General features: G+C 72.3%; 21 protein-coding genes, 1 tRNA gene and 5 pseudogenes. 15 read left to right on the top strand and 12 right to left on the bottom strand.

From position 1 onward, the window contains the following. Positions 1-193 precede the first annotated feature (193 nt). Positions 194-511: an STAS domain-containing protein gene (locus AB0947_RS25130; protein WP_366752588.1), complete on the bottom strand. Its 318-nt coding sequence runs from the start codon at positions 509-511 to the stop codon at positions 194-196. Positions 512-731: 220 nt separating this feature from the next. On the opposite strand from AB0947_RS25130, the gene AB0947_RS25125 reads away from it, so the two are divergent. The 3 genes from AB0947_RS25125 (at position 732) to AB0947_RS25115 (ending at position 2,169) form a co-directional block, all read left to right on the top strand. Then, a complete protein-coding gene (locus AB0947_RS25125) occupies positions 732-1,208 on the top strand; it encodes an ATP-binding protein (protein WP_366752617.1) in 477 nt (158 codons plus the stop codon). A 195-nt stretch (positions 1,209-1,403) separates the two neighbouring features. Further along, positions 1,404-1,477, top strand: a tRNA-Met gene (locus tag AB0947_RS25120). A gap of 287 nt (positions 1,478-1,764) precedes the next feature. Continuing rightward, a complete protein-coding gene (locus AB0947_RS25115; protein ID WP_366752587.1) occupies positions 1,765-2,169 on the top strand; it encodes an ATP-binding protein in 405 nt (134 codons plus the stop codon). Positions 2,170-2,544: 375 nt separating this feature from the next. On the opposite strand, the gene AB0947_RS25110 is transcribed toward AB0947_RS25115, so the two are convergent. Beyond that, positions 2,545-4,230 carry a ribonuclease J gene (locus tag AB0947_RS25110; RefSeq protein WP_366752586.1) on the bottom strand — a complete coding sequence of 562 codons (1,686 nt, stop codon included), beginning with the start codon at positions 4,228-4,230 and terminating at the stop codon, positions 2,545-2,547. 448 nt (positions 4,231-4,678) lie between these two features. Between AB0947_RS25110 and AB0947_RS25105 the strand changes: the two genes are divergently transcribed. Continuing rightward, positions 4,679-5,470, top strand: coding sequence for a hypothetical protein (locus AB0947_RS25105; protein ID WP_366752585.1), 792 nt, complete (start codon positions 4,679-4,681; stop codon positions 5,468-5,470). Between the two features lie 28 nt (positions 5,471-5,498). On the opposite strand, the pseudogene AB0947_RS25100 reads toward AB0947_RS25105, so the two are convergent. The 4 genes and pseudogenes from AB0947_RS25100 to AB0947_RS25085 all read right to left on the bottom strand — a co-directional run. After that, positions 5,499-5,754, bottom strand: a pseudogene (locus tag AB0947_RS25100) (ATP-binding protein); the annotation flags it as partial. A gap of 415 nt (positions 5,755-6,169) precedes the next feature. Next, positions 6,170-7,444 carry a hypothetical protein gene (locus AB0947_RS25095; protein ID WP_366752584.1) on the bottom strand — a complete coding sequence of 425 codons (1,275 nt, stop codon included), beginning with the start codon at positions 7,442-7,444 and terminating at the stop codon, positions 6,170-6,172. A 38-nt stretch (positions 7,445-7,482) separates the two neighbouring features. After that, positions 7,483-8,751, bottom strand: coding sequence for a HAMP domain-containing sensor histidine kinase (locus AB0947_RS25090; RefSeq protein ID WP_366752583.1), 1,269 nt, complete (start codon positions 8,749-8,751; stop codon positions 7,483-7,485). Next, a complete protein-coding gene (locus AB0947_RS25085; protein ID WP_366752582.1) occupies positions 8,742-9,395 on the bottom strand; it encodes a response regulator transcription factor in 654 nt (217 codons plus the stop codon). Before AB0947_RS25085 ends, AB0947_RS25090 begins: the two co-directional genes overlap by 10 nt. Before the next feature lie 720 nt (positions 9,396-10,115). Here AB0947_RS25085 and AB0947_RS25080 point away from each other — a divergent pair. After that, positions 10,116-10,664, top strand: a complete 549-nt coding sequence (locus AB0947_RS25080; protein ID WP_366752581.1) for a hypothetical protein — start codon at positions 10,116-10,118, stop codon at positions 10,662-10,664. A 212-nt stretch (positions 10,665-10,876) separates the two neighbouring features. Continuing rightward, complete coding sequence (locus tag AB0947_RS25075) at positions 10,877-11,653, top strand: XRE family transcriptional regulator (RefSeq protein WP_366752580.1); 777 nt, start codon at positions 10,877-10,879, stop codon at positions 11,651-11,653. A gap of 94 nt (positions 11,654-11,747) precedes the next feature. Here AB0947_RS25075 and AB0947_RS25070 read toward each other — a convergent pair. Beyond that, positions 11,748-11,965: pseudogene (locus AB0947_RS25070) on the bottom strand (PIG-L family deacetylase); the annotation flags it as partial. A 293-nt stretch (positions 11,966-12,258) separates the two neighbouring features. On the opposite strand from AB0947_RS25070, the gene pcaC reads away from it, so the two are divergent. From pcaC to AB0947_RS25045, 5 genes and pseudogenes are all read left to right on the top strand, one after another. Further along, positions 12,259-13,548 carry a 4-carboxymuconolactone decarboxylase gene (gene pcaC, locus AB0947_RS25065; protein ID WP_366752579.1) on the top strand — a complete coding sequence of 430 codons (1,290 nt, stop codon included), beginning with the start codon at positions 12,259-12,261 and terminating at the stop codon, positions 13,546-13,548. Positions 13,549-13,584: 36 nt separating this feature from the next. Then, a complete protein-coding gene (locus AB0947_RS25060; protein ID WP_366752578.1) occupies positions 13,585-14,220 on the top strand; it encodes an MBL fold metallo-hydrolase in 636 nt (211 codons plus the stop codon). Between the two features lie 45 nt (positions 14,221-14,265). Then, positions 14,266-15,045, top strand: coding sequence for an exodeoxyribonuclease III (locus tag AB0947_RS25055; protein ID WP_366752577.1), 780 nt, complete (start codon positions 14,266-14,268; stop codon positions 15,043-15,045). Between the two features lie 15 nt (positions 15,046-15,060). Then, complete coding sequence (locus AB0947_RS25050) at positions 15,061-15,480, top strand: DUF6278 family protein (protein ID WP_366752576.1); 420 nt, start codon at positions 15,061-15,063, stop codon at positions 15,478-15,480. 175 nt (positions 15,481-15,655) lie between these two features. Further along, positions 15,656-15,842: pseudogene (locus AB0947_RS25045) on the top strand (amino acid ABC transporter permease); the annotation flags it as partial. 70 nt (positions 15,843-15,912) lie between these two features. Here the strand turns inward: AB0947_RS25045 and AB0947_RS25040 are convergent. Both AB0947_RS25040 and AB0947_RS25035 read right to left on the bottom strand, forming a co-directional pair. Further along, positions 15,913-16,173 (bottom strand): annotated as a pseudogene (locus AB0947_RS25040) (CocE/NonD family hydrolase C-terminal non-catalytic domain-containing protein); the annotation flags it as partial. A 48-nt stretch (positions 16,174-16,221) separates the two neighbouring features. Continuing rightward, on the bottom strand, positions 16,222-16,968 hold the full coding sequence (locus tag AB0947_RS25035; protein WP_366752575.1) for a hypothetical protein: 747 nt from the start codon (positions 16,966-16,968) through the stop codon (positions 16,222-16,224). Between the two features lie 110 nt (positions 16,969-17,078). Between AB0947_RS25035 and ggt the strand changes: the two genes are divergently transcribed. After that, entirely contained in the window at positions 17,079-18,881 is a 1,803-nt protein-coding gene (gene ggt / locus AB0947_RS25030) for a gamma-glutamyltransferase (protein ID WP_366752574.1), read from the top strand. A 58-nt stretch (positions 18,882-18,939) separates the two neighbouring features. Here ggt and AB0947_RS25025 read toward each other — a convergent pair whose 3' ends face one another. Next, positions 18,940-21,483, bottom strand: coding sequence for an ATP-dependent Clp protease ATP-binding subunit (locus AB0947_RS25025; RefSeq protein WP_366752616.1), 2,544 nt, complete (start codon positions 21,481-21,483; stop codon positions 18,940-18,942). Between the two features lie 202 nt (positions 21,484-21,685). Next, positions 21,686-22,462 carry a type I methionyl aminopeptidase gene (gene map / locus AB0947_RS25020; protein WP_366752573.1) on the bottom strand — a complete coding sequence of 259 codons (777 nt, stop codon included), beginning with the start codon at positions 22,460-22,462 and terminating at the stop codon, positions 21,686-21,688. 63 nt (positions 22,463-22,525) lie between these two features. Between map and AB0947_RS25015 the strand changes: the two genes are divergently transcribed. After that, a complete protein-coding gene (locus AB0947_RS25015) occupies positions 22,526-22,777 on the top strand; it encodes a helix-turn-helix transcriptional regulator (protein ID WP_366752572.1) in 252 nt (83 codons plus the stop codon). Here the strand turns inward: AB0947_RS25015 and AB0947_RS25010 are convergent. Then, a pseudogene (locus AB0947_RS25010) lies at positions 22,735-23,235 on the bottom strand (WYL domain-containing protein); the annotation flags it as partial. The gene AB0947_RS25015 and the pseudogene AB0947_RS25010 overlap by 43 nt on opposite strands. A gap of 325 nt (positions 23,236-23,560) precedes the next feature. Between AB0947_RS25010 and AB0947_RS25005 the strand changes: the two are divergent. Next, positions 23,561-24,403: a nitrilase-related carbon-nitrogen hydrolase gene (locus AB0947_RS25005; protein ID WP_366752571.1), complete on the top strand. Its 843-nt coding sequence runs from the start codon at positions 23,561-23,563 to the stop codon at positions 24,401-24,403. Next, a complete protein-coding gene (locus AB0947_RS25000; RefSeq protein ID WP_366752570.1) occupies positions 24,400-25,683 on the top strand; it encodes an aspartate aminotransferase family protein in 1,284 nt (427 codons plus the stop codon). Before AB0947_RS25005 ends, AB0947_RS25000 begins: the two co-directional genes overlap by 4 nt. Positions 25,684-25,689 lie beyond the last annotated feature (6 nt).

The following is a 25,689-nucleotide window of genomic DNA, read 5'->3' as shown; positions in this document are numbered from 1 at the left end:
GACGGAAGAGAAGCCGCGAGCGGGCGCGACGGAGTTACCGGGTGCAGACGCGCGAGCCCGGGGAGAAGGAGCGGCGAGGGGGGAAGAGGTCCAGCTCGCGGCCAACCTCCCCTTCGGCGTGGCAGCCCCCGCCTCCTGCCATGTCCAGCAACCCCAACTCCTTCCCGGCGACAGAGAGGCCGGCGCTGAAGCGTCAGTTGCTGAGGGCTTGGTCGAGCGTTTCCCGGCAGTCGATGAGGGTGTCGACGCCGACGATGTTCAGGGTGCGCATCACGGATTCGCCGGGTGCGGCCAGGCGCAGCCAGCCGTCGGCTTCGCGGAGGGCGAGGTGAGCGGCGATGAGGATGTTGATGCCGCTGGAGTCTATGAAGGTGACCCGGTGCAGGTCGACCACGACGCCGGGGCGGGGGGTACGGAAGGCGTCCAGGGCCTGGCGGAGTGCGTCGCCGGTGTGGTGGTCGATCTCTCCGGCCACGGTCACTACGCGGATGCCGTCGACGGTCGTGGACACGACCGACAGTCGGTCTGGCGGCTCAGCGGGTCCGGTATTGGTCATCTCTGCCTCAGCCATATAGGTGATCCTGGCATATTCACGCCGTCGTACGCAGTGCCGCCCGGAATGGTACGGGCGGAGTCTTTGTGTGGCACAGTCAACAAGGCGGGCAAGGCGTGAACCTCGGTTGCGGGGGTATGCGCGGGGCGTTGTGAACGGGGAACGAATGGCGGCTGTGATGGAGTCGGGCCCGGCCGGGGAGGACGACACCGCGCCTGACGCCCGTGTCCTGCAGACCGCCGTGGCGCTGAAGGGGGACGGCGCCTGCATCGCCCGGGCTCGCCGGCTGGCCGCAGGTTTTCTCGCCCGTGCCCGGAGCGGGCACGGCGTACCGGTCTCGCAGCGTGCCGTGGACCTCACCCAGCTCGTGGTCAGCGAACTGGTCACCAACGCCCGCAAGTACGCGCCCGGACCCGTACTGATGGAACTGCGGATCATAGGCGACATGGTGGAGGTCGTCGTGTGGGACTCCGACCCGGTCCTGCCGGTGGCGCGTGCCTCGGACGCCGGCCGCGTAGGGCAGCACGGCCTGGAGATCGTGATGGCCGTCGCGCAGGGGGTGGAAGCCCGGCGCGAACCGGTCGGGAAACGCATCACCGCCCGCATCGCCCTCGCTGACGTCCCCGGCCCGGCCGGCATCCGCGACACACCCTAGGAATGCGGTCGGCCACCGCAGCCTCGCCGGCGTGCGTCATCGCGGCCATCCCGGCTGCCACCGCTCGCCCCCTGCGGCAGCCCAGACCGGGTGAGCAGCCATGTCGGTCGATCATGAGCAATCGGGCCCGCTCCGAGCGCAGGCGAAAGTCGATTAGGCCGGTGCCGATCGGTGCCGTACAGTTCACCGTACCGACGCGGGGTGGAGCAGCTCGGTAGCTCGCTGGGCTCATAACCCAGAGGTCGCAGGTTCAAATCCTGTCCCCGCTACTCAAACGTGAAGGCCCGGTATCCACCGGGCCTTCACTGCGTGTGTGCCGGTTCGGACCTGGCTCTCGGCGAACAGGGCTGGGTTCCTGGCCGGGGCCGCAGCGCACTACCCGGCACGCGCCGGCACTGTCGAATTCCCGGCGGATGACTTTCACGGGATCTGCCGGTCACCCGGCAGACACAGATGGTTCACCGGGCAGGCATGGGTAACCCGACAGAGGGCTCCCACCGGCTGGGCAGAGCACCGGTCGGCGGCGGCCCAGAGTCACCCGCGCTGGAGGAACCTCGTGAACGGTGAATCGACCATCCCATCCTGCGAGACGCGCTTCCCCGCAGTCACGGCGAGCATCACGGCCGCCCGGCACTGGGTCCGCGACTGCGTGCACGGTTTCGGCGGCCCGCTGCGCCGGCACCGGATGATCGAGACCGCCGAACTGCTCGCCTCCGAACTGATCACCAATGCCATCCGCCACGGCTCCGGCCCGCCCCGGATCCAGGTCACCTGGAACGGGCGGTGGCTGCACATAGCCGTCAGCGATTCCAGCGACCGCTTGCCCCGCAAGCGCGCCACTGCGAACACCGAGCCCGGCGGTTTTGGAATCCAACTCCTCGACCGGCTCGCCCGACGCTGGGGCGTCACCCCGGGTCACCCCGGCAAGACGGTCTGGGCCGAACTCGGCCTCGACTCCTGAACACGGTGCGGAGCCGACCACCAGCAGCGGTCGTCCACGGCGCCGGCTCGGGCACGCTACGGATCCGGGCCGAGAGCGCCCGGATCGTCTACGAGGTCCACGGCGGCGGACAGCTGAACGATCTCTTGGCCGGTCGCCGCCCGCCCCCTCCCGCGCAGCCGGCGGCAGGGAACTCCTACTCGTCTGCCGACCCGCGGACCTCGTCCGTGTCCACACCGGCCTCGACGGCACTGCCCTACGCTGCTACCTCCCCGGACGACCACGACAACGCGGCGGGCGCCACCCCGGCCCGCCGGGGTGGCTGCCGACCCCCGTGCCCGGCCTCGGTGCCGGCGGCCCCGCGGCCGGAACGCGACAGTGCCGCCGGGCTGTGGCTCAGGCGTCGATGATGACGGGGATGATGAGGGGCTTGCGGCGGTGGGCGCGGAACGCCCAGTTCGCCACGGCGCGGGCGAGGAGCTGTTCGAGTTGGCGCGCGTCCCCGACACCTTCCTCGGCCGCGGTGGCCAGTGTCTTCTCGATGACGGGGATGACCGGCTCGAAGGTGGTGTCGTCGTGCACGAAGCCGCGGGCCAGGAAGTCGGGGGCCTCGGCGAGGGCGCCGGTGTCCGCGTCGACGATCGCCACCACCGTGAGCACGCCTTCGGAGGCGAGGGTGAGGCGGTCCTTGAGGGACGCCTCGGTGGCGCCGCCGACTTCCATGCCGTCGACGTAGACGTTGCCGGCGGGGACCTTGCCGGTGATGGACGCGCGCCCGTCGACGAGGTCGACGACGACTCCGTCCTCGGCGATGACGACCCGTTCGGGGTCGACACCAGTACGGATGGCGAGGTCGCCGTTGGCCCGCAGGTGGCGCCATTCGCCGTGCACGGGCATGACGTTGCGGGGCTTGACGATGTTGTAGCAGTAGACGAGTTCGCCGGCGCTGGCGTGCCCGGAGACGTGCACCTTGGCGTTGCCCTTGTGGACCACGTGGGCGCCCCACCGGGTGAGCCCGTTGATCACCCGGTAGATGGCGTTCTCGTTGCCGGGGATGAGGGAGCTGGCGAGCAGGACGGTGTCGCCCTTGCCGATACGGATCACGTGGTCGCGGTTGGCCATCCGTGACAGCGCGGCCATCGGTTCGCCCTGGGAGCCGGTGCACACCAGAGTGACCTTGTGGTCCGGGAGCTTCTCCAGCTCCTTCGTGCTCACGACCAGACCGGAGGGGACCTTCAGATAGCCCAGGTCACGGGCGATGCCCATGTTGCGGACCATCGACCGGCCGACGAAGGCGACCTTGCGGCCGTGCTGGTGGGCGGCGTCCAGGACCTGCTGGATGCGGTGCACGTGGCTGGCGAAGCTGGAGACGATGACCCGGCGCGGCGCGGTGCGCATCACCTGCTCGATCGCCGGGTTCAGCTCACGCTCGGAGGTGGTGAAGCCGGGTACTTCGGCGTTGGTGGAGTCGGTGAGGAACAGGTCCACGCCCTCCTCGCCGAGACGGGCGAAGGCGCGCAGATCGGTGATGCGGTCGTCGAGGGGGAACTGGTCCATCTTGAAGTCGCCGGTGTGCAGCACCAGCCCGGCCCGGGTGCGGATCGCGACCGCGAGGCTGTCGGGGATGGAGTGGTTGACCGCCACGAACTCGCAGTCGAAGGGCCCGAAGCCACGCCGGTCGCCCTCCCGCACCCGCACCGTGCGCGGCCGGATGCCGTGTTCCTTGAGTTTGGCCTCCAGGAACGCCAGCGTCAGCTTGGAGCCGACGACGGGGATGTCGGAGCGCTCGCGCAGCAGGTACGGCACGCCGCCGATGTGGTCCTCGTGGCCGTGGGTGAGCACCACGGCCACGATGTCGTCCAGCCGGTCCCGGATCGAGGTGAAGTCCGGCAGGATCACGTCCACGCCGGGCTGGGTCTCCTCGGGGAACAGGACGCCGCAGTCGACGACGAGCAGCTTGCCCGCGTGCTCGAAGACGGTCATGTTGCGGCCGATCTCACCCAGGCCGCCCAGGGCGATGACCCGCAGCCCTCCTTCGGCAAGGGGTGGGGCGGCTTTCAGTTCGGGGTGTGGATGACTCATACCCCTGACGGTACCCGGAGAGCGGCGCAGGATGATCCATTGCCTGCGGGATCCGAGTGCTCGACACGCCCTGCCGCCGACGTACTTGCCGTTCGCCGACCGCTGGCCGCCGGCTACGCGATGAGCCGTCGGGTCGGAAGGTGAACGAGCGTGACCGTCGCAGCTGCTCGACGGGGGACGACCCGAGACGCCTCGGCAGTGAGGTGTCCCTCGCCAGTCTGTGGGCCGTTCGTGCCATGGTCGACGAACGACAGCTCGTAAGGCGGGCGGCAAGGCTGTCCGCCAGGGCAAATATCACTGGCCGCACGCTTCTGACCAGTGCATCGGTCTCTGTGTTCAGGTCGCGTTCAGGTTCGGCTGAGCCTCGGGCAACTCCCGTACTGGAAGCGTCAAAACTCTGGCAAAGGGGTCTGGGGCGAGTGCCGCGCACCATGTCATGGTGCCTGCCATGTCGACTGATCACCTCACTCACTACCGGCCCGCGGGCCACATCCGTCACGCGGCAAGCAAGGTGCCGGAGGTGACTGTCTACTTCTGGATCATCAAGGTGCTGACCACCGGGATGGGCGAGACGGCGTCCGACTTCCTGGCCCACCTGCTCGGCCCGATCCCCGCTGTCGGCCTCGGCGGCATCGCCCTGGTGGCCGCTCTGGCGGTGCAGTTCGCCGTCCGTCGGTACGTGGCCTGGGTCTACTGGACGGCGATCGTGATGGTCAGCGTGTTCGGCACCATGGCCGCCGACGTCCTGCACGTCGGCCTTGGCGTGCCGTACACGCTGTCGACTCCGTTCTTCATGGCCGCGCTGGCCGCCGTCTTCGCCCTCTGGTACCGCGCAGAGCGCACCCTGTCCATCCACAGCATCCACACCCGGCGCCGCGAGAGCTTCTACTGGGCCGCCGTGCTGGCCACGTTCGCGCTGGGCACCGCCGCGGGCGACCTCACCGCCTCGATCGGCCTCGGTTACCTGGGTTCCGCGGTCCTGTTCGCCGCCGCGATCGCCGTCCCGGCTGTCGCCCACCGGTGGGGGAGCCTGAACGCGGTCGCCGCGTTCTGGGCCGCGTACGTCATCACCCGCCCGCTCGGCGCCTCTGTCGCCGACTGGATGGCCGTCGGCCACGGCAGGGGCGGACTCGACCTGGGCCTGGGGCCGGTCACGCTGGCCTGGACGGTGGCGATCCTCGGCTTCGTCGGCTACCTGGCCGTCTCCCGCAAGGACGTCCAGCGCGACACCACGCCGTGATGCTCCGGTAGCGTCGAGTGCGGCGTGGTCACCCGGCAGGCAGGCTGACCACGAACCGTGCCCCGGGAGTGTGTCCGGGGTCGTACGTCACCTCGCCGCCGGCGGAGCGGGCCAGACGCCGCGCCGGCGGCAGTCCCAGGCCCGCTCCGCTGTGTCCGTCGCCGGGATCCGCGCGCCGGCCGTGCTCGCAGAGCTGTCCGGCGAACGGGGGCGGTACGCCGGGGGCTGTCGTCTATGACGTCGATGCGTGCGCCGTCGGGTGCGCGGTGGGCGTGGACGGCGATGCAGAGGTGTGGGACGCGAACTGGTTCGCCCTCACCAGGCTCTGGACGTCACCATGGCCGGCCTGCGCCGACGTCCCACCCAGGCCGCCGAGGAGTCCGGTCGCCCCTTGCCGGTCGCCTCACATCAGCGCGGTCCGAGGGCATGGCTGCCGTTTCGAGTGCTGCGGCTGGAGCGATGGGGCTGGGGCGAAGCGCTGAGCGGCCCTCCCCTGCTCGCGCCGTAGGGCCTGCACTCATGTGTGGCCCACGCCATCCGGTCAGCGACCGCCCCACGCGGGTCTGCGGCCGCATCGCGGTGTCCGCGGGCCGCCGGCGTGTGCCGAGGGAGCGCGGTTCTCTGCGCCGCCCCGGCACACCGAGCCCGTCGGCCGGGGGCCGGGCGGGCGCTGTGCGGTCTGTCAGCCCATGTCCGTCATCAGCCCATGTCCGTCAGGAGGGCGTTCAGTTCCTTCTCCTGCTGCGCGGGCGACATCGGCGGGTTCGAGTGGTCGATGCCGAACGTCTTGAGCATCTTGTCCATCTGAGCGTCGATGGAGGTCCAGCCGGTCTGGTCCAGCGGCTGCAGCGACGCCTGGTCGGCGTCCCACAGGTCACGCAGCTTCTGGGCGGCCGCGTGGGCCCCGGTCGCGTTCCCCGAGCGCGCGTCCTTGAGCGAGGTGGAGGCGAGGGTCTTCAGCGCGGCGACCTTGGCGGGCGGGAACTTCTTCACCGCCTGGCCGGGAGCCATCCGGACGGCGGAGGTGTTGTCTTCCTCCGGCGCCGGGCCGACGTGCGGCTGGCCGTGGGCCCAGACCAGCAGGCCCGCGGTGGCGACGGCGAGCAGTCCGAAGCCGGCCAGTGCGACGCGCTCCTTGCGCGGGTCGCCGGTGGCGTGTGCGGCGAGGGCAGCCTCGTGGGTCTCGGTCACATCCGGGCGCGTCACCGTCAGGTAGACCACCGTCGCCAGGATCAGGCCGAGGAAGATCAAGCTGGTGGTGAACGTGCCCAGGTCGAGACCGGTGGGGTCGCCGGGGTTCTCGGCGACCTTGGGGGAGGCGAGCCAGTCGCCGATGTTCGCGCCCAGCGGGCGGGTCAGGATGTAGGCGAGCCAGAAGGACAGCACCGGGTTGGCGCCGAACCTCCACAGCAGCGTGATCGCCGCGATGAGGCCGAGCGGCAGCAGGACCGAGACTCCCGGGCTCCAGCCGGTGAGCTCGAGGGTCCAGTCGCCGGTCGCGGTGCCGAGCGCGAAGGTGACGAGAACGGCGAGCCAGTAGAACGACTCCCGCGGAAGCGTGGTGACCGAGTGGATCGACAGGGTGCGCTCGCGCAGCCACCACACGCCGAAGACCACGGCGAGCAGTACCGAGAAGACCGCGGAACTGATCCACAGCGGCACATTGAGCTGGTCGGTCAGGATGTCGGTGTACAGGGTGCCGGTGACGCTGACAACGACCACGGTCAGCCAGTAGGGGAACGGGACGTACCGCTTCAGCCGCAGCTGGACGGCCAGGACCACCACGAAGACCGCGGTGAAGATCCAGGCCGTGTTCACCAGGCCGACGCCCAGCTTCATGTTGATCCAGTCGGCGAAGCTCTCACCGACGGTCGTGCACAGGACCTTGATCACCCAGAACCAGACGGTGACCTCGGGAACCTTGTTGAGCATGAGACGCCCGCTGCGCGTGCGTGCTTCCGTTGTCGTTGTCATGCAGCGAGGTTGGCGCGGGGAATCTGCACATAACCTGACTACGCGGTTGCACGGGCGGCCGGGAGGGTCACCTCGACGTGACCGCGGCCGTCTGCGATCGCGCGGACCTCCACACCGGCCGAGGCGGCGATGCGCCGGACCACCGGCAGCCCCAGCCCGTACCCGCCGCCGCCGGTCACCCCCGCTTCGAAGACCCGGTCGACGTCCGCGGGATCGATTCCGGGGCCGTCGTCCAGGACATCGACCACGATGGCCTCGCCCTGGTCGCGGGCGGTGATCCACACCCGGGACCTCGCATGCCGCAGGCCGTTGTCCAGCAGGGGCGACAGCAGCGACACGGCGACGTCGGCCGCCACGGCGACCTCGACCTTCGCGGAGAAGGCGACCTCGACCGCGCGGCCGGCGATCGCCTGCCGCGCGGCGGCGCGCAGGTCGCACCGGGTTCCCTTGTCCGTCCGTGCGCGCGCGGCGCGCAGAAGCGTCGTGATCGCCGCATCAAGGCGGTCGGCCTCGCTCAGCACCGCCTCCGTCGGCACCGGCTCGCCGGAGAGCTGCGCCAGCTGCGCCTCGGCCCGCAGGACCGTGAGCGGTGTCCGCAACTCGTGGGCGATCTCATCGGTGAGCCGGCGCTCGTCCGCCAGCGCGTTGTCGACGCGCTCCAGGAGGTGGTCCAGGGTCCGCCCCAGTTCCCCGAACTCGTCGCGGGGGACGCCGAGGTTGAAGCGGCGCCCGGGTTCGTGCCGGCCCCAGTCGTCGGCGAGGGCGGCCATCTCGTGGACGACCCGCAGCGCGCGGCGCACCACGAGGTGTGCGACACCGCCGGCGAGGAGGACCGTGAGGCCGCCCAGTATCAGGGACAAGGTCAGGCTGCGCTGCTCGGACGTCTCGTAGGGAGTGAGGTCGACCCGGACGATCACCATGACGTGGTGGCCGTGGCCCGGGACCTTCCGCGCGTACAGGAGGTAATCGCCGACCGACGCGGTCTGCGAGCGCCCTGTGTCCGCCAGCTCCTCGACGCGACCGACCAGGCTCGGCGGTACGTTTCCGTCGATCAGCCGGCCGTCGGCATACAGCCAGGCGACCTCGTCCAGCGCCTCGCTGCCGTTCTCCGTCAATACGACACGGCCGCCTTTCGCGGTGACGTTCCCCGCGACCGCCTCGGCGCGCGTACGTGCCAGATCGTGTGCGTCGGCGTCCGTCACCCGGCTCAGCAGCACGTGCGAGACGACGACCAGGATCGCGACCACGGCGGTGGCGATCAGCACGGTGAGTGCGACGACCCGCTTACGGAACCCCGTCACTGCCATCGGTAGCCCACACCGCGGACGGTTGCCAGCCGCTCGGCAACACCCAGCGGACCTAGCTTGGCCCGCAGCCGGCGCACATAGGAGTCGAGGGTGTTGTCGTTGACCTGAGCTCCGTGCGGCCAGCCGGCAGCGATGAGGGCGTGGCGGCGTACCGCGTCGCCCTGCGAGGCGATCAGGCGGCCCAGCAGCCGGAACTCGGTCGGGGTCAGGCTCATGGTCACCGCATCGTGGGTCACCACGTGCTTCGCCGGATCGAGGACGACCTCGCGCGGTGCGGGCGTCACGGTGGCCCGGCGCAGCAGCGCCCGGACGCGGACCAGCAGTTCCGGGATGTCGAAGGGTTTGGTCATGTAGTCGTCGGCGCCGGCCTCGAAGCCGCCCACCTTGTGATGCAGGCCGTCCAGGGCGGTGAGCATCAGCACCGGCGCGTCGACGCCGCGGGCCCGCAGGGCCAGGCAGACGTCGCGGCCGTCGGCGTCCGGGAGCCCGAGATCCAGGACGACCAGATGGGGCGCCGGTGAGAGCTGCCGCAGCAGGCTGTCGGCCGTGGCGGCGACGGAGACGGTGTGCCCGTCGTGCTCCAGGGCGCGCTTGAGGACGCCGCGGACCGCCGCGTCGTCTTCACACACCATGATGAGAGCCACGGGCTGACCCTAGATACTCCCGGCCCGGTTCTCCATCTTCCCAGGTCAGCCGCCTGACGGCCCGGAGCGGGCCGCTGGTGCCGCACGCCCCTGCCCTGAAGCCCCGACGGCCGGGTGCGAGGGCCGAGCCCGCAGCAGCGGTGTTCGCGGGAGGACCGCAATGGGTCGCATGGGCTCGGTGCGGGGGTACGTCGACTCCATCGCGCCAGGTCACCGTTGGCTCTTCGCCCGGGTGAGCGGGCTGATCCTGGAGGAATTCCCGCAGGCGAGTGTGGCGCTGTCCTACGGAATCCCACCTACCGGGTCGAAAAGCGCAGGCCGCACGTCGGTGTCTGGCAGCACGGCGTCTCGATCCACGGGTGGGCAACGGAGCGCGATGGTGGCTTCAGCTTCCGCCCTCCCGAGCTCATCAGCGGAAAGGCCACCATTCGGCTGCGGTCCACCGAGATGGCGGCCGCCACAGACGGTGAACCGCGCGCTCCCATCCGTGCCGCGCTGAACCCCTGACCGGGGACCCGGCCCTGCACGCAGGCACAGCCAGGCGGCCCCTGGACGGCCCGGCCTCGTCCCGCCCTCGCGGTTCCCCCGTCCCCCGCCCGTTCCCGGGGACGTCCCCGGTGTCCCACGGGACGTGGGAACGGCATTCTGACAGCTCGTCACGGAAACGCTGGCTGTCGTGATCACGGTGCGTGGTCACGAGAACGACAGCCGGAGGTTTCCATGATCCGACGGACCCTGCAGAGCGGCCTGCTGGCCGCGGTCGCGGTGCTCGCCATCCTGCCCACGGCGGCCGGTGCCGCCCCGGCGGGCGGCACCACCCCGTACCCCACGCCCGCGGCCGGCGTGCGGCACACCCTCCCCTCGCTGCTGCCCGCTCCGACCCGGCACCAGTCCGCGAAGCACCGCACCGCCCGCCACCACCGCAGCGTCCACCGCGTGCACTGCAAGCACCACGCCGGGCGCCGCCTCCACTCGGCGTACCGCACCCACCGGCTCCACCGCGTCATCGTGCACACCGCGTCGTACCGGCGTGGCATCCCCGCCGTGGGCCGCGTGGTCACGCACCGCCTCACGCTGAACGTCCGCTCCGGCCCGGGCACCGGTTACCGGGTGGTCGGCCACCGGCACCACCACCGGCTCGTGGCCCTCACCTGCAAGCGCTACGGCACCGGGGTGTCCGGCAACCACACGTGGTACCGGCTGTCCCACCACAGGGGCTATGTCTCCGCCCGTTACGTCAGGGTCGACGCCACGCTCCCGTGGTGCTGACGGTCCCCCACCGCCGTACCCCCTGAACCACCGCCCACCCCGACCGTCGAGGCCTGTTCGAGGATCACGCATCCCCGAACAGGCCTTCGGCGCGCTCATGTGCCTCAGTCTCGTCACACCTCACTGAGTGTTGCAACCGCCTTCCCCTCGGGAAGCCATTCCGGCATCAAGGGCGAAGCGCCCATAGCGGAAGAGGAGTCGAGGGACGCACCATGCCCCACCCCGAAAAACCGACCGCGCCCGACGAACCGTTGGTGGTCAGACTGCGGGAACTGAAGGACGGTACGGGGCTGAGCCTGGCGGCGCTGGCAGCGCGCACCCCGTACAGCAAGTCCGCCTGGCACCGCTACCTGACCGGTGCTCAGCGGCCACCGCGGCCGGCCGTGGAGGCGCTCACCCGGCTGGCCCGCGTCGATCCCGACGCGGTACTGGCCCTGTGGGAGGCCACCGAGCACACCGCCGACGGGCCGTCGCCCGCGAGCACCCCGGACGGGATCGGACCCCGGCGCTCGGGCGGGCGGCGGTGGCTGCCACTGTGTGTGCTCGCGCTGGCGGGGGTGACGGCCGCGGTGGGCGCCGCCGTCGCCGCGCACGACCGGAGCGGTTCGACCGGTACGCCGGTCGTGATGGCGGTCCCGCACTGCCACAGGCCCTCCTGCCGGGGCCAGTTGCCCGACGCGACGGCCTGCGCACGCGACGCGCGGACCACCAGCACCGTCACCGACCCCGCCTACACCGTCCGGCTGCGGTACTCCCCGGCCTGCGGTACCGCCTGGTCGGAGGTGCGGGTGCGCTCCCCGCACGCCCGCGAGGTCTCGGTACGCGCGGGCCGGGACGTCCTCTCCACGACCTACCCGGCCGACGACACCACCGGCTACACGAGCCCGATGCTCTCCGTACGCTCCCCCCGGGGCGTTGAGGCCTGCGCGGAGGTGGCCGAACAACTGGCCTGCACCGGCCTGGACGTACAGGATCCGGACGAGGGCTGATCCCCTGCCCGGGGGCGGGCGACGGTCCGCCCGCCGAGCCGTTGGCCGGTGCCGCCCGAGTACGGCAGGCGGCGGGCGGCCGGTGTACGGCAGGGGCGGTGAGCGGGTAGTCGTCGGCGCCGTAGAAGCGGACCGGGGCGCCGAGGGTGGCGGCGGCCTGCTCCGCCTCCTCGCGGCGTACCGCCTTGATCTCCGCCGGCGTCCTGCCCTCGCGCCACGCCTTGGCGGACTCGCCGCGCTCGCCGAAGGTTAGGCAGGCGATGGTGACCTTTCGCCCCGGGAGGCGGCCAGGGCGATCGCTTCGCCCGCCCGCTGCTCGGGAAGTCGGACCCGCTCGACGCTCAGGCCGCCGCGCGGGCCGTGCTCGGCGGTCGTGCCCGGGCCCGGGCCAAGTCCGGCGACGGTCCGGTGCACAGCGCACGGATCTGCAAGCTCGCCAAGGACGCCGCGGTCAAGGCCCGTGCCCAGGCGAGCGCACCCAGGACCATGACGAGCGCCGGATCAAGGAGGGCAAGACCCGGCGCGAAATCGTTCCACCTGGTCGGACCTGTGCAGTCGCAACCCTCGTTAGAGGGGCAGTCGTGAGACGTGAGAGGGTCTGGGGCGTGAGTGAGACACCCCCGAACACCCTGCAATACCGCTTCGACGGGCCAGAAGACGCTCCGGTCCTGATCCTGGGTCCCTCACTGGGTACCACATGGCACATGTGGGACCGCCAGGTGCCGGAGCTGGCCAAGCAGTGGCGGGTCTTCCGGTTCGATCTGCCCGGGCACGGCGGCGCCCCGGCGCACCCGGCCGGATCGGTCGCCGAGCTGAGCGCCCGGCTGCTGGCGACGCTGGACGCGCTCGGCGTACAGCGGTTCGGTTACGCGGGCTGCGCGCTGGGCGGCGCGATCGGTATCGAGCTGGCCCTGCGCCACCCCGCGCGGCTCGCCTCCCTCGCCGTCGTCGCGGCCTCGCCCCGGTTCGGCACCGCCGACGAGTTCCGCCAGCGCGGGGTGGTCGTGCGCACCAACGGGCTCGACCCGATCGCCCGGACCGCGCCCGACCGCTGGTTCACCGGCGGGTTCGCCGCCGCGCAGCCCGCGATCACCGAGTGGGCCGTGCAGATGGTCCGCACCACCGACCCCGGCTGCTACATCGCCGCCTGCGAGGCCCTGGCCGCCTTCGACGTACGGCCCGAGCTGGGCCGGGTCGGGGTGCCGACGCTGGTGCTGGTCGGCTCCGACGACCAGGTCACCGGCCCGGCCGAGGCCCGCACCCTGGTCGCCGGCATCCCGGACGCCCGGCTCGCGGTCGTCCCCGGCGCCTCCCACCTGGTGCCGGTCGAGCAGCCCGCCGCCGTCACCGACCTGCTCGTCCACCACTTCTCCACCGCCTGGCAGCAGCCCTACGACACCGGCCAGACCGCCCTGCCCGGCATGCCGGCCGCCCCGGTCCCGGCCGCCGCGCCGCAGCCCGCACCGGTCGCCGAGATCGCCCCGGCCGCCGTACCGGAGCGGCCCGACGGGCAGCCGGACCGGTACCGGACCGGGCTGAAGGTCCGCCGCGAGGTGCTGGGCGACGCCCACGTGGACCAGGCGCTGGCGCAGGCCGGCGAGTTCTCCGGGGACTTCCAGGAGTTCGTCACCCGCTACGCCTGGGGCGAGATCTGGGACCGGCCCGGCCTCGACCGCCGTACCCGCAGCTGCGTCACGCTCACCGCGCTGGTCGCGGGCGGCCACCTGGAGGAGCTGGCCTTCCACACCCGGGCGGCCCTGCGCAACGGGCTCACCCCGGACGAGATCAAGGAAGTGCTGCTCCAGACGGCCGTCTACTGCGGGGTGCCGGCCGCGAACAGCGCGTTCCGGGTGGCCCAGCAGGTGATCCGGGAGGAGACCACGCCCGCCGAGTAGCGCCCCGGGCGGCCGCAGACGGCAGGATGGGGAGACATGAAGCTCACGAAGAAGTCCCACGCCTGCGTCCGCCTGGAGAAAGAGGGGCAGACCCTCGTCATCGACCCGGGCGGGTTCTCCGAGGAGGACGCCGCCCTCGGCGCGGACGCGATCCTGGTCACGCACGAGCACCCGGACCACTTCGACGAGTTCCGGCTGCGGGCCGCCATGGAGAACAACCCGGCCGCCCGCATCTGGACGCTGAAGTCGGTCGCGGACCAGGTCGAGGCGGCCTTCCCGGGCCGGGTGCACACCGTCGGCCACGGCGACACCTTCACCGCCGCCGGCTTCGACGTCCAGGTCCACGGCGAACTGCACGCGGTGATCCACCCGGACATCCCGCGCATCACCAACGTCGGCTATCTGATCGACGGCGGGAAGGTCTTCCACCCCGGCGACGCCCTCACCGTGCCCGGCGAGCCGGTCGAGACGCTGCTGCTGCCGGTGATGGCCCCCTGGAACAAGATCTCGGAAGTGATCGACTACGTCCGCGAGGTCGGCCCGCGGCGCGCGTACGACGTCCACGACGCCCTGCTCACCGACCTCGCCCTGCCGCTCTACGAGGGCCACCTCGGCCGCCTGGGCGGCACGGAGCACCAGCGGCTGCACCCCGGGGCGTGGACCGAGGTCTGAGCGCCCGGACCGGCGTTGTCGGACCCGCCGGGTAGGTTGGAAGGCATGCGCATCGCTACCTGGAACGTGAACTCGATCACCGCCCGCCTTCCCCGGCTGCTGGCCTGGCTGGAGAGCAGCGGCACCGACGTGCTCTGCCTCCAGGAGGCCAAGATCGCCGAGGAGCAGTTCCCGTTCGGCCAGCTCCGCGAGCTGGGCTACGAGGCCGCGGTCCACGCGACCGGCCGGTGGAACGGCGTGGCGGTGCTCTCCCGCGTCGGCATCGAGGACGTGGTCAAGGGCCTGCCCGGCGACCCGGGCTTCGACGGCGTGACCGAGCCGCGCGCCCTCGCGGCGACCTGCGGCCCGGTCCGCGTCTGGTCGGTGTACGTGCCGAACGGCCGCGAGGTCGGCCACCCGCACTACGCGTACAAGCTCCAGTGGTTCGAGGCGCTGAGGGCGGCCGTGTACGGCGACGCGCAGGGCAGCCGCCCGTTCGCGGTGCTGGGCGACTACAACGTGGCGCCGACGGACGACGACGTCTTCGACCCGGCCGCCTTCGAGGGCTCCACCCATGTCACCCCGGCCGAGCGCGCCGCGCTGGCCGCCCTGCGCGAGGCGGGCCTGAACGACGTCGTGCCGCGCCCGCTGAAGTACGACCACCCCTTCACCTACTGGGACTACCGCCAGCTCAGTTTCCCGAAGAACCGCGGCATGCGCATCGACCTGGTGTACGGCAACCAGCCGTTCGCCGACGCCGTCAAGGACGCCTACGTCGACCGTGAGGAGCGCAAGGGCAAGGGCGCCTCCGACCACGCGCCGGTGGTGGTCGACCTGGACGTGTGATGCCACGCTGGGTCCATGAACCTTCCGTTCCTGGGCCCCCGGCACGCGAAGAAGGCCGGAGCGGCGCTCCGCGCCGACCCCGAGGCGGTCGCCGCGCTGCTGTCCGAGTGCGAGCTGCTGCGCTCGCAGGCGGCTCGGGCGGGCGTCCTCCTCGACGACACCCCGGCCTCCCTGGAGGCCCTGGACCAGATGGTGCCGCGCTGGCGGGACGACCCGGAGACCCTGCCCTGGCTGGGCCACGACGCCGGGCTGTACCTGGGCACGGTCGTCGTGCGTACCGTGCCCGGCGCCGCCTGGCGGATCCGGCCCGACGGCGAGCCCGTCGTACGCCTCGCCTCCGGCCGTGCGGTGGAGGTGGTGCCGGCCGGGGAGGAGTGGGCGGTGAGCGGGGTCCCCGAGCTGTCCCAGCTGTACGCGGAGATCGCCGAGACCTGACGCCCGGGCCACCGTGCCGCGCGACAAGGGCCCCGCGTCCGGGCATCAACACCGGGCCCCCGCTGTTCCGTTCGCCGTCGGCGCACCGCCGCGGCGCGCACCCGGCAGCACCGGTGCCCCTCGAACGCGGCCGGGCCGGGGCCGCGTTCGCGCCCGGCGCGCGGGAGCCCCCTGCGAGGAGTTCATCCATGCGGGGAACCCATCGCCTCCAACCTCGACTACGATTTGCCGTTCATCCCTGTGGTGATGGTGATGTCGCCGATCCGCATCGGATGTGCGTGCTGCTCTTCCGGTTCGCCGACCGGGTGTCCCGGCGGGAGCGGCGCGGCCCCAGGACCGAGGGGGCGGTGGTCGCCGCTCCCGGGTCCGGGGGCGCTGCCGCCAGGGGGGCGGCAGTTCAACGGGCCAGGCTCGTCCGGCGGCAGCCGGAGATCACTGCTCGCCGAGCGGGACGGACACGTACGACGGGTCGTCCGGGGGCGAGGAGAAGGTCAGCTGCGCGCCGGACGGGTTGTGCTCGGCGTAGAGCGGGTCGACCGTGTCGGCCACCAGCGCGAGGCGGTGCCCGGCGGGGACGTCGTAGGCCGTGGAGTACAGGTCCACGTCGACGGCGAACGGCTCGCCGGGCGTCCGCCCGTGCCAGGTCCACGGTGCGTGCGTGACGAGCTTGCCGATGCCGGGCGGGCCCACGTCGCGGTGAGCGCGAGCTCGCGCCGGGCCGCGGAAGCGACTGTCGGCGTGTCACTCGGCGGCGCTGGGAGCGGGCTCCGGAAGCGGTGCCCGCGCCGCCCGGGTCACGTCCGCCACCAGCTCCACCACGTCCGGGCCGTACGCCTGGGAGTTGACCACCTTCAGCAGCAACACGAAGGAACCGCCGCCGTACTTGCGGGCCAGCCGCTCGTGGTGGCGGGCGAGGTAGCGGGTCGCCGCCTGGTTGGTGATCGCCCGCTGGCCGCAGAAGAGGAACACCGGGCGGGTGTCCGGGCCGCCGTCCGCGGTGAGCCGGGCGAGCAGCACGTACTCGCTGCGCCCGCCGTCCATGCGGTACTCCTCACCGCCGATCCGGATGGCGCCGACGTCCGGGCCCGTCGCGGCCTCCGCGTTCATCCGCACGCCGGGCAGCAGCGAGGAGAGGTGGGCCTCCATCCGGCGGTTCGAGGCGGGACCGCCGAGGCAGAACTCCGTGCGCTCGCCGAACCCCTGCTGGGCGGCGTCGTGCGCGACCACTTGCGCGTGGGCGTTGCAGTCCTTGATGAGGGCGGACAGTTCCAGCAGGGCGAACACGTCGTGCCGCATCACCGACAGCTCCGGGCCGCCCGCGTTGCGGTTGACCACCAGCAGCGACTCGGCGTGGTCGGGCAGCCCGAAGAAGGCCTGCTTGCGGCGCAGCCGGCGCTTCCACAGGTACGTCCGGGCGACCCAGCCCAGCGCGGCCGAGACGCCCGCGGCTATGACTCCGAGGACGATGTTGCGCACGTCGTCGTTCATGGCCGCGCATGGTAGCGGGCCCGGGCGACGGCCACGGTGCGGCAGGCGTACTGTCGGTATTACCGGTCATCCGGTTACGCTGCGCGGACTTGTCCCGACGGGAGGTACGGATGGGTCGTCCAGGCACGCGGAAACTGGCGGTTCTGGCGGTCTCGGCCGCCGTGGTGTCGGTGGGGGCGGCGGCGCCGCCCGCCGCCACGGCGCACAGAACGCCGCCGAAGGTCCCGGTGGCCGTCGGCTACGGCGGCGCCGTGGCCAGCGTCGACGCCGACGCCTCCGCCGCCGGCATCGAAGTGCTCAAGCACGGCGGCAACGCGGTCGACGCGGCCGTCGCCACCGCCGCCGCGCTCGGCGTCACCGAGCCCTACTCGGCCGGCATCGGCGGAGGCGGCTACTTCGTCTACTACGACGCCAAGTCCCGCACGGTGCACACCATCGACGGGCGCGAGACCGCGCCGCTGAGCGCCGACGCCGACCTGTTCACGGAGAACGGCAAACCGCTCGCCTTCGCCGACGCCGTCAGCAGCGGCCTGAGCGTCGGCACCCCGGGCACGCCCGCCACCTGGCAGCAGGCGCTGGACCAGTGGGGCAGCAAGCGGCTCGGCACCCTGCTGAAGCCCGCCGAGCGCATCGCCCGCGACGGCTTCACGGTGGACGACACCTTCCGGTCGCAGACCGCGTCCAACGAGACCCGGTTCCGCTACTTCCCGGACACCGCCAAGCTGTTCCTGCCGAACGGACAGCTGCCCGTCGTCGGTTCCACGTTCAAGAACCCCGAACTCGCCCGGACCTACGAGCAGCTGGGCCGGCAGGGCATCGGCGCCGTCTACCGCGGTGACATCGGCGACGACATCGTCAAGACGGTCGAACACCCGCCCGTGGACCCCGCCTCCGGCTGGAACGCCCGCCCCGGCAAGCTGGCCGAGAAGGACTTCGCCGTCTACCGCGCCAAGCTCCAGGCGCCCACCAGGACGTCGTACCGCGGCCTGAACGTGTACTCCATCGCGCCCTCGTCCTCCGGCGGCACCACCGTCGGCGAGGCGCTGAACATCCTGGAGAACACCGACCTGTCGAAGGCGAGCGAGGTGCAGTACCTGCACCACTTCATCGAGGCCAGCCGCATCGCCTTCGCGGACCGCGGGCGCTGGGTCGGCGACCCCGCCTTCGAGGACGTGCCGACGAAGGAGCTGCTGTCCCAGCGGTACGCCGACTCCCGCGCCTGCCTGATCAAGGACGACGCCGTCCTCGGCAGCCCGCTCGCACCCGGCGACCCCCGGCACCCGGCGGCCTGCGGCCAGGGCGGTACGGCGGCCCCCACGACCTACGAGGGGGAGAACACCACCCACCTCACCGTGGCCGACAAGTGGGGCAACGTCGTCGCCTACACGCTCACCATCGAGCAGACCGGCGGCAGCGGCATCACCGTCCCGGGCCGGGGCTTCCTGCTCAACAACGAGCTGACCGACTTCTCCTTCGCCCCGGCCAACCCGGCCGTGCACGACCCGAACCTGCCGGGCCCGGGCAAGCGGCCGCGCTCCTCCATCTCCCCGACGATCGTCCTGGACCAGCACAACAGGCCGGTCGTGGCGCTCGGTTCACCCGGCGGCGCGACCATCATCACCACCGTGCTGCAGACGCTCACCGGGTTCCTGGACCGGAAGCTGCCCCTGGTGGACGCGATCGCCGCACCGCGCGCCAGCCAGCGCAACGCCGCCCGGACCGAACTGGAACCCGGGCTCTACGACAGCGGCCTGCGCAAGCGGCTGGAGGCCATCGGGCACTCCTTCAGCCTCAACCCGGAGATCGGGGCGGCCACGGGCGTGCAGCGGCTGCCGGACGGCAGGTGGCTGGCCGCAGCCGAGAAGGTACGGCGCGGCGGCGGCTCGGCGATGGTGGTCCGCCCGGAGCGCTGAAGCAGACACCGGCCAAGCCGGCCGGGGCCGTGACGCGTCGGTGGCCCCGGCCGTCGGATCAGAGTTCGGGTGCGGGCGGCTGGGCGGCTTCCGTGCGGAAGTCCAGCCGCCCGTCCCGCGCGTCCACGGTCACCCGGCTGCCCTCGGAGATCGTGCCGTCCAGCAGCAGCCGCGACAGCTGGTTGTCCACCTCCCGCTGGATGGTGCGGCGCAGCGGCCGGGCGCCGTACTCGGGCTGGTAGCCGCGCTCGGCGAGCCAGTCGACGGCCGCGCCCGTGAAGTCCACCGAGACGCCCTGCCCGTCCAGCAGCCGCCGGGTCGTCTCCAGCAGCAGATCGGTGATCTGCCGCAGCTGCTCGCTCGTCAGCTGCCGGAAGACCACGATCTCGTCGATCCGGTTCAGGAACTCCGGCCGGAAGTGCTCGCGCAGCGGCCGCAGGATCTGCTCGCGCCGCGCCTCCTCGTCGGCCTCCGCGCCGCCCGGCCCGAACCCGATCCCGGCACCGCGCCGGGTGATCGCCTCCGAGCCCAGGTTGCTGGTCATCACGATGACCGTGTTGGTGAAGTCCACGGTCCGGCCCTGCGAGTCGGTGAGCCGGCCGTCGTCGAGCACCTGGAGCAGGATGTTGAAGACGTCCGGGTGCGCCTTCTCCACCTCGTCCAGCAGCAGCAGCGAGTACGGGTGCCGGCGCACCACCTCGGTGAGCTGGCCGGCCTCCTCGTGGCCGACGTACCCGGGCGGGGCGCCCACCAGCCGGGAGACGGTGTGCCGCTCCTGGTACTCGCTCATGTCCAGCCGGACCATCCGGTCCTCGCTGCCGAACAGCGCCTCCGCCAGCGCCCGTGCCAGCTCGGTCTTGCCGACGCCGGTCGGGCCGAGGAAGAGGAAGCTGCCGATGGGCCGGTTCGGGTTCGCCAGGCCGGCGCGGGAGCGCAGCACCGCCTCGGACACCACGGCGACCGCCTCCTCCTGGCCCACCACCCGCTGGTGCAGGTGCTGCTCCAGGCCGAGCAGCCGTTCCTTCTCCTCCTGGGTCAGCCGGCTGACCGGGATGCCGGTCTGCCGGGACACCACCTCGGCGATGGCCTCCGCCGTCACCTCCAGGTCCTGGCCCTCGTCGGCCTTGTCGCCGCCGGTCACCTGGGCGATGCGCTGCTTCAGCTCGCCGATCCGGTCGCGCAGCTGCTTCGCCTGCTCGTAGTCCTCGTCCGCGACCGCCTGGTCCTTGTCCCGGACCAGCTGCTCGACCTCGCGCTCCAGCGCGCGCACGTCCGTGCCCTTCGTCCGGGCACCCAGCCGGACCCGCGCGCCCGCCTGGTCGATCAGGTCGATCGCCTTGTCCGGCAGCCGCCGGTCGGTGAGGTACCGGTCCGACAGCTCCACGGCGGCGACCAGCGCCTCGTCGGAGTAGCGGACCTGGTGGTGGGCCTCGTACCGGTCCCGCAGCCCGCGCAGGATCTCGATCGTGTCCTCGGCCGTCGGCTCGGGCACCAGGACCGGCTGGAACCGGCGGGCCAGCGCCGCGTCCTTCTCGATCCGGCGGAACTCCTCCAGCGTGGTCGCGCCCACGATGTGCAGCTCGCCCCGGGCCAGCGCGGGCTTGAGGATGTTCCCGGCGTCCAGTGTGCCGCCCTCCCCGCCGGAGCCCGCGCCCACGACGGTGTGCAGCTCGTCGATGAACACGATCAGCCGGTCGGAGTGGGCGCGGATCTCCTCCACGATGTTGGTGAGGCGCTCCTCGAAGTCGCCCCTGTAGCGGGTGCCGGCCACCACCCCGGTGAGGTCCAGGGCCACCACCCGGCGCCCCGCCAGGACGTCGGGGACCTCGCCGTCCGCGATGCGCTGGGCCAGGCCCTCCACGATCGCCGTCTTGCCGACGCCCGCGTCACCGATGAGCACCGGGTTGTTCTTGCCGCGCCGCGACAGCACCTCGATGGTCTGCTCGATCTCCGTCTCCCGGCCGATCACCGGGTCGATCCGGCCCTGCCGGGCCATGTCGGTCAGATCACGGCCGTACTTGTCCAGGGTCGGCGTGCCGGTGGGCCGCTGACGCTGCCGCTCCGGGCGGGGCGGCGCCCCCTCCGGGGCCTCGGGCGGCATGCCGCCCGCCGAGAACCGGGCCGCGTGCAGGATGTGCCCGGCCGCCGAGTCCGGGTTCGCCGCCAGCGCGCTCAGCACGTGCTCCGGGCCGATGTACCCGGCGCCGCTGGCCCGCGCCATGTCGTGCGCGTCCAGCAGGGCGCGCTTGACCGCCGGGGTCAGCGACAGCGAGGTCGGCGGCGGTGCCTCGCCGGGCGGGTGCTGGACGGGGCCCGCCCGGCCGTCGATCTCCGTGGCGAGCGAGTCCGGGTCCGCGCCCGCCCGGCTCAGCAGGCTCCGGGTGGGTTCCGTCGACACGGCCGCGCGCAGCAGGTGCTGGGTGTCCAGATCCCGGCTGCCGTGCTCGGCAGCGTACTGGGCGGCCCCTCTGACCAGCTCCCGGGCCGGCTGGCTGAGCAGGCGGCCGATGTCGATGTGGCGGGGCCCGGGGGCTCCGCCCGAGCCGCCGAAGAAGCGGGCCAGGAATTCACCGAAGGGGTCAGGAGGGTAGCCGTTGGTCATCGCGTGGGTTCCTTCGCTGACGACATGCGGAGCGGCCGGGTAACCCGGGGGCGGGTTGCTCATGCCCACGATGACACGATCCGTGGGGGCGGGCACGTTCGCCCAGTGGGGTGCGGGACCGGTCCGGCACGGCGTCCGCGGGCGTGTCGTGGCGGCTCGTGCCAGGAGGACGCGGCCGCGTCCGTGGCACGCCCCGCGCCGCTCAGGGAACCTCGCGGGCCGTCAGGACCCGGGGGCCGTCCTCCGTGATCGCGACCGTGTGCTCGCAGTGGGCCGCGCGGGAGCCGTCGGAGGTGCGCAGGGTCCAGCCGTCGGCCGCAGGGTAGTAGGCGTCGCTGCCGCTCGCGACCACCATGGGTTCGATGGCGAGGACCATGCCCGGACGCAGCGGGAGGCCGCGGCCGGGGCGGCCCTCGTTCGGGACGTCGGGCTCCTCGTGCATACGGCGGCCGATGCCGTGGCCGCCGAAGCCGTCCGGGATGCCGTAACCGGCCGTACGGCAGACCCGGCCGACGGCGTGCGCGATGTCGCCGACGCGGTTGCCGGCCACCGCCGCCTCGATGCCCGCGGCCAGCGCCCGCTCGGCGGTCTCGATCAGCCGGAGGTCCGCGGGGCGCGGGCGGCCCACCGTGAAGCTGATCGCCGAGTCGCCGGCCCAGCCGTCCAGCAGCGCGCCGCAGTCGACGGAGAGCAGGTCGCCGTCGCGGAGCCGGTACCGGGTGGGGATGCCGTGGACGATCGCGTCGTTCACCGAGGCGCAGATCACCGCAGGGAAAGGGGTCGGGGCGAAGGAGGGGCGGTAGCCGAGGAACGGCGACGTCGCGCCCGCCTCGCGCAGCACCTCCCGGGCCACCTCGTCCAGCTCCAGCAGGGAGACGCCCACGCGCGCGGCCTCCCGTACGGCCGTCAGGGCGCGGCCGACGACCCGGCCCGCCGCGTGCATCGCGTCGATCGACGTGTCCGTCATCAGTTCCACCATGCCAATTACTATACCGGTATTTGAATGGGGTGCCGGACGCGGGGTGGTATTAGAATGGGCCGCATGGTGCGCACCCCCCTCACCCCCGAAGAACGTGAACGCGGCGAGCGGCTCGGGCAGTTGCTGCGGGCGGCGCGTGGCGAACGCAGCATGGTCGACGTCGCCGCTGAGGCGGGCGTCTCGGCCGAGACGCTGCGCAAGATCGAGACGGGGCGGGCGCCGACGCCGGCGTTCTTCACCGTGGCCGCGCTGGCGCGCGTGCTGGGCCTGTCGATGGACGACCTGGTCGCCCGGTGTGCCCTGGTGGCCGCCTGAAGGGACCCCTGCGGCGGGGCCGGGGCGTCGAGCCCGGTCACCGCGGTGAACCGGTCGATCCGGTACGTGCGGAAGGCGCCGGACCCGGCGACCCGCGCGCACAGGTACCGGACACCCGCCTCCGGCACGAGCCCGTACGGCTCAAGCCGCCGCTCGGCCGTCCCGTCCCCGCGCCGGCAGCCGGCGTCGACCCGCCGGTCGCCCACCGCCTCGGCGGTCCCGGGCTCGCGGAACCAGGCCGGAGCGTCCGGGTGGAAGCGCTGCGCGGCGGTGCCCCGTGGCGAGGGGAGCAGCGCCGCCGGCACCTTCAGCCGGGCCGCCGGGGCCGCGTCCTGAAGCCCCGTCTCGCGCAGCGCCCCCGGCACCCCGCTCGGGAACAGAGCCTCCGCCTCGCCGCGGGCCGGCCCGGTCGGCCGCGTCCGGTACCCGCCGGCCCGGCCCCGGTCGGCGTACACCGGGTGCGAGGCGGTCGAGGTGCCGCGATGAGCGGCCCCTTCTGCCGGAGAAACCTCGGCGTCCCGGCCGGCGGCACCGGGGCCTCGTGTGCGCCCCGCGTGCCGCCGGGTGCGTCACGTGACGGGCCGGATTGGGTAGTGTCCTGGTGTGTCACGATCCGTGCCACGGGGCCGGGCAGGCGGCTCACCCACAGGGGTGCCAATCGAAATCGACTCAGCGGGTTGACGGCGATGGTCTTGGCAAGGGCCGCGCGGAGGCTTACTTTCGTCCCTCTACGGCCTGCTCTACGGGCGTAGAGGCTCTGACGTCGTGTCGAAGGAGCAGCTCATGACCAACGTCGTCCGCGCCGCTCTGGTCCAGGCCACCTGGACCGGCGACACCGAGTCCATGGTCGCGAAGCACGAGGAACACGCCCGCGAGGCGGCCCGCCGCGGCGCGCGGATCATCGGGTTCCAGGAGGTCTTCAACGCCCCCTACTTCTGCCAGGTCCAGGAACCGGAGCACTACCGCTGGGCCGAGCCCGTGCCCGACGGCCCGACGGTGCGCCGGATGCGGGAACTGGCGCGCGAGACCGGCATGGTCGTCGTCGTGCCGGTCTTCGAGGTCGAGCGGTCCGGCTTCTACTACAACACCGCCGCCGTGATCGACGCCGACGGCACCTACCTCGGCAAGTACCGCAAGCACCACATCCCGCAGGTCAAGGGGTTCTGGGAGAAGTACTACTTCAAGCCCGGCAACCTCGGCTGGCCCGTCTTCGACACCGCCGTCGGCAAGGTCGGCGTCTACATCTGCTACGACCGCCACTTCCCGGAGGGCTGGCGGCAACTCGGCCTCAACGGCGCCCAGCTGGTCTACAACCCGTCCGCCACCCACCGGGGCCTGTCCGCCCACCTGTGGCAGCTGGAGCAGCCGGCGGCGGCCGTCGCCAACGAGTACTACGTGGCCGCCATCAACCGGGTCGGGCAGGAGGAGTACGGCGACAACGACTTCTACGGGACGTCGTACTTCGTCGATCCGCGGGGACGGTTCGTGGGTGAGGTCGCGAGCGACAAGAGCGAGGAACTCCTCGTGCGGGACCTGGACTTCGACCTCATCGAGGAAGTGCGGCGGCAGTGGGCCTTCTACCGCGACCGCCGCCCCGACGCCTACGAAGGGCTGGTGCAGCCGTGACCGACCTCTACTCCCGCCACCGCAGGGTCCTGCCCGACTGGCTCGCCCTCTACTACGACGACCCGATCGAGCTCAGCCACGGCGAGGGACGTCACGTCTGGGACACCGCCGGCCGGCGGTACCTGGACTTCTTCGGCGGCATCCTGACCACGCTGACCGCGCACGCCCTGCCCGAGGTGACCAAGGCGGTCAGCGAGCAGGCCGGCCGGATCATCCACTCCTCGACCCTCTACCTCAACCGGCCGATGGTCGAACTCGCCGAGCGGATCGCCCAGGTGAGCGGCATCCCGGACGCCCGGGTGTTCTTCACGACCTCCGGCACCGAGGCCAACGACACCGCCCTGCTGCTCGCCACCACCTACCGGCGCAGCAACACCGTCCTCGCCATGCGGAACAGCTACCACGGCCGGTCCTTCAGCGCGATCGGCGTCACCGGCAACCGCGGCTGGTCCCCGACCTCCCTCTCCCCGCTCCAGACCCTCTACGTCCACGGCGGCGTGCGCACCCGGGGGCCGTTCGCCCACCTCGACGACCGCGCGTTCATCGACGCCTGTGTCGCCGACCTGAAGGACGTCCTCGGCCACACCCGGCCGCCGGCCGCGCTGATCGCCGAGCCCGTCCAGGGCGTCGGCGGGTTCACCTCCCCGCCGGACACCCTCTACGCCGCCTTCCGGGAGGTGCTGAAGGAGCGCGGCGTCCTGTGGATCGCCGACGAGGTGCAGACCGGCTGGGGCCGCACCGGCGACCACTTCTGGGGCTGGCAGGCGCACGCCCGCAGCGGCCCGCCGGACATCGTCACCTTCGCCAAGGGCATCGGCAACGGCATGTCCATCGGCGGGGTCATCGCCCGCTCCGAGATCATGAACTGCCTGGACGCCAACAGCATCTCCACCTTCGGCGGCACCCAGATCACCATGGCCGCCGGCCTCGCCAACCTCACCTACCTCCTCGAACACGACCTCCAGGGCAACGCCCGGCGCGTCGGCGGCCTGCTCCTGGAGCGGCTGCGGGCGGTCGGCGCGCAACTGCCCGGGGTGCGGGAGGTGCGCGGACGCGGGCTGATGATCGGCGTCGAGCTGGTCAGACCGGGCACGGACGAGGCCGACCCGCAGGCCGTCGCCGCGGTGCTGGAGGCGGCCCGGGAGGGCGGGCTGCTCCTGGGCAAGGGCGGCGGGCACGACACCAGCGCCCTGCGGATCAGCCCGCCGCTGTCGCTGACGGTCGCCGAGGCCGAGGAGGGCGCGGCGATCCTGGAAGAGGCGCTGAGGAGCACGTACTAGAGAACG

It is taken from the genome of Streptomyces sp. NPDC047841, assembly GCF_040704085.1.
Lineage (GTDB): Bacteria > Actinomycetota > Actinomycetes > Streptomycetales > Streptomycetaceae > Streptomyces > Streptomyces argyrophylli.
The sequence above is the reverse complement of the archived record's forward strand: the minus strand, read 5'-3'. Positions and strand labels throughout refer to the sequence as shown.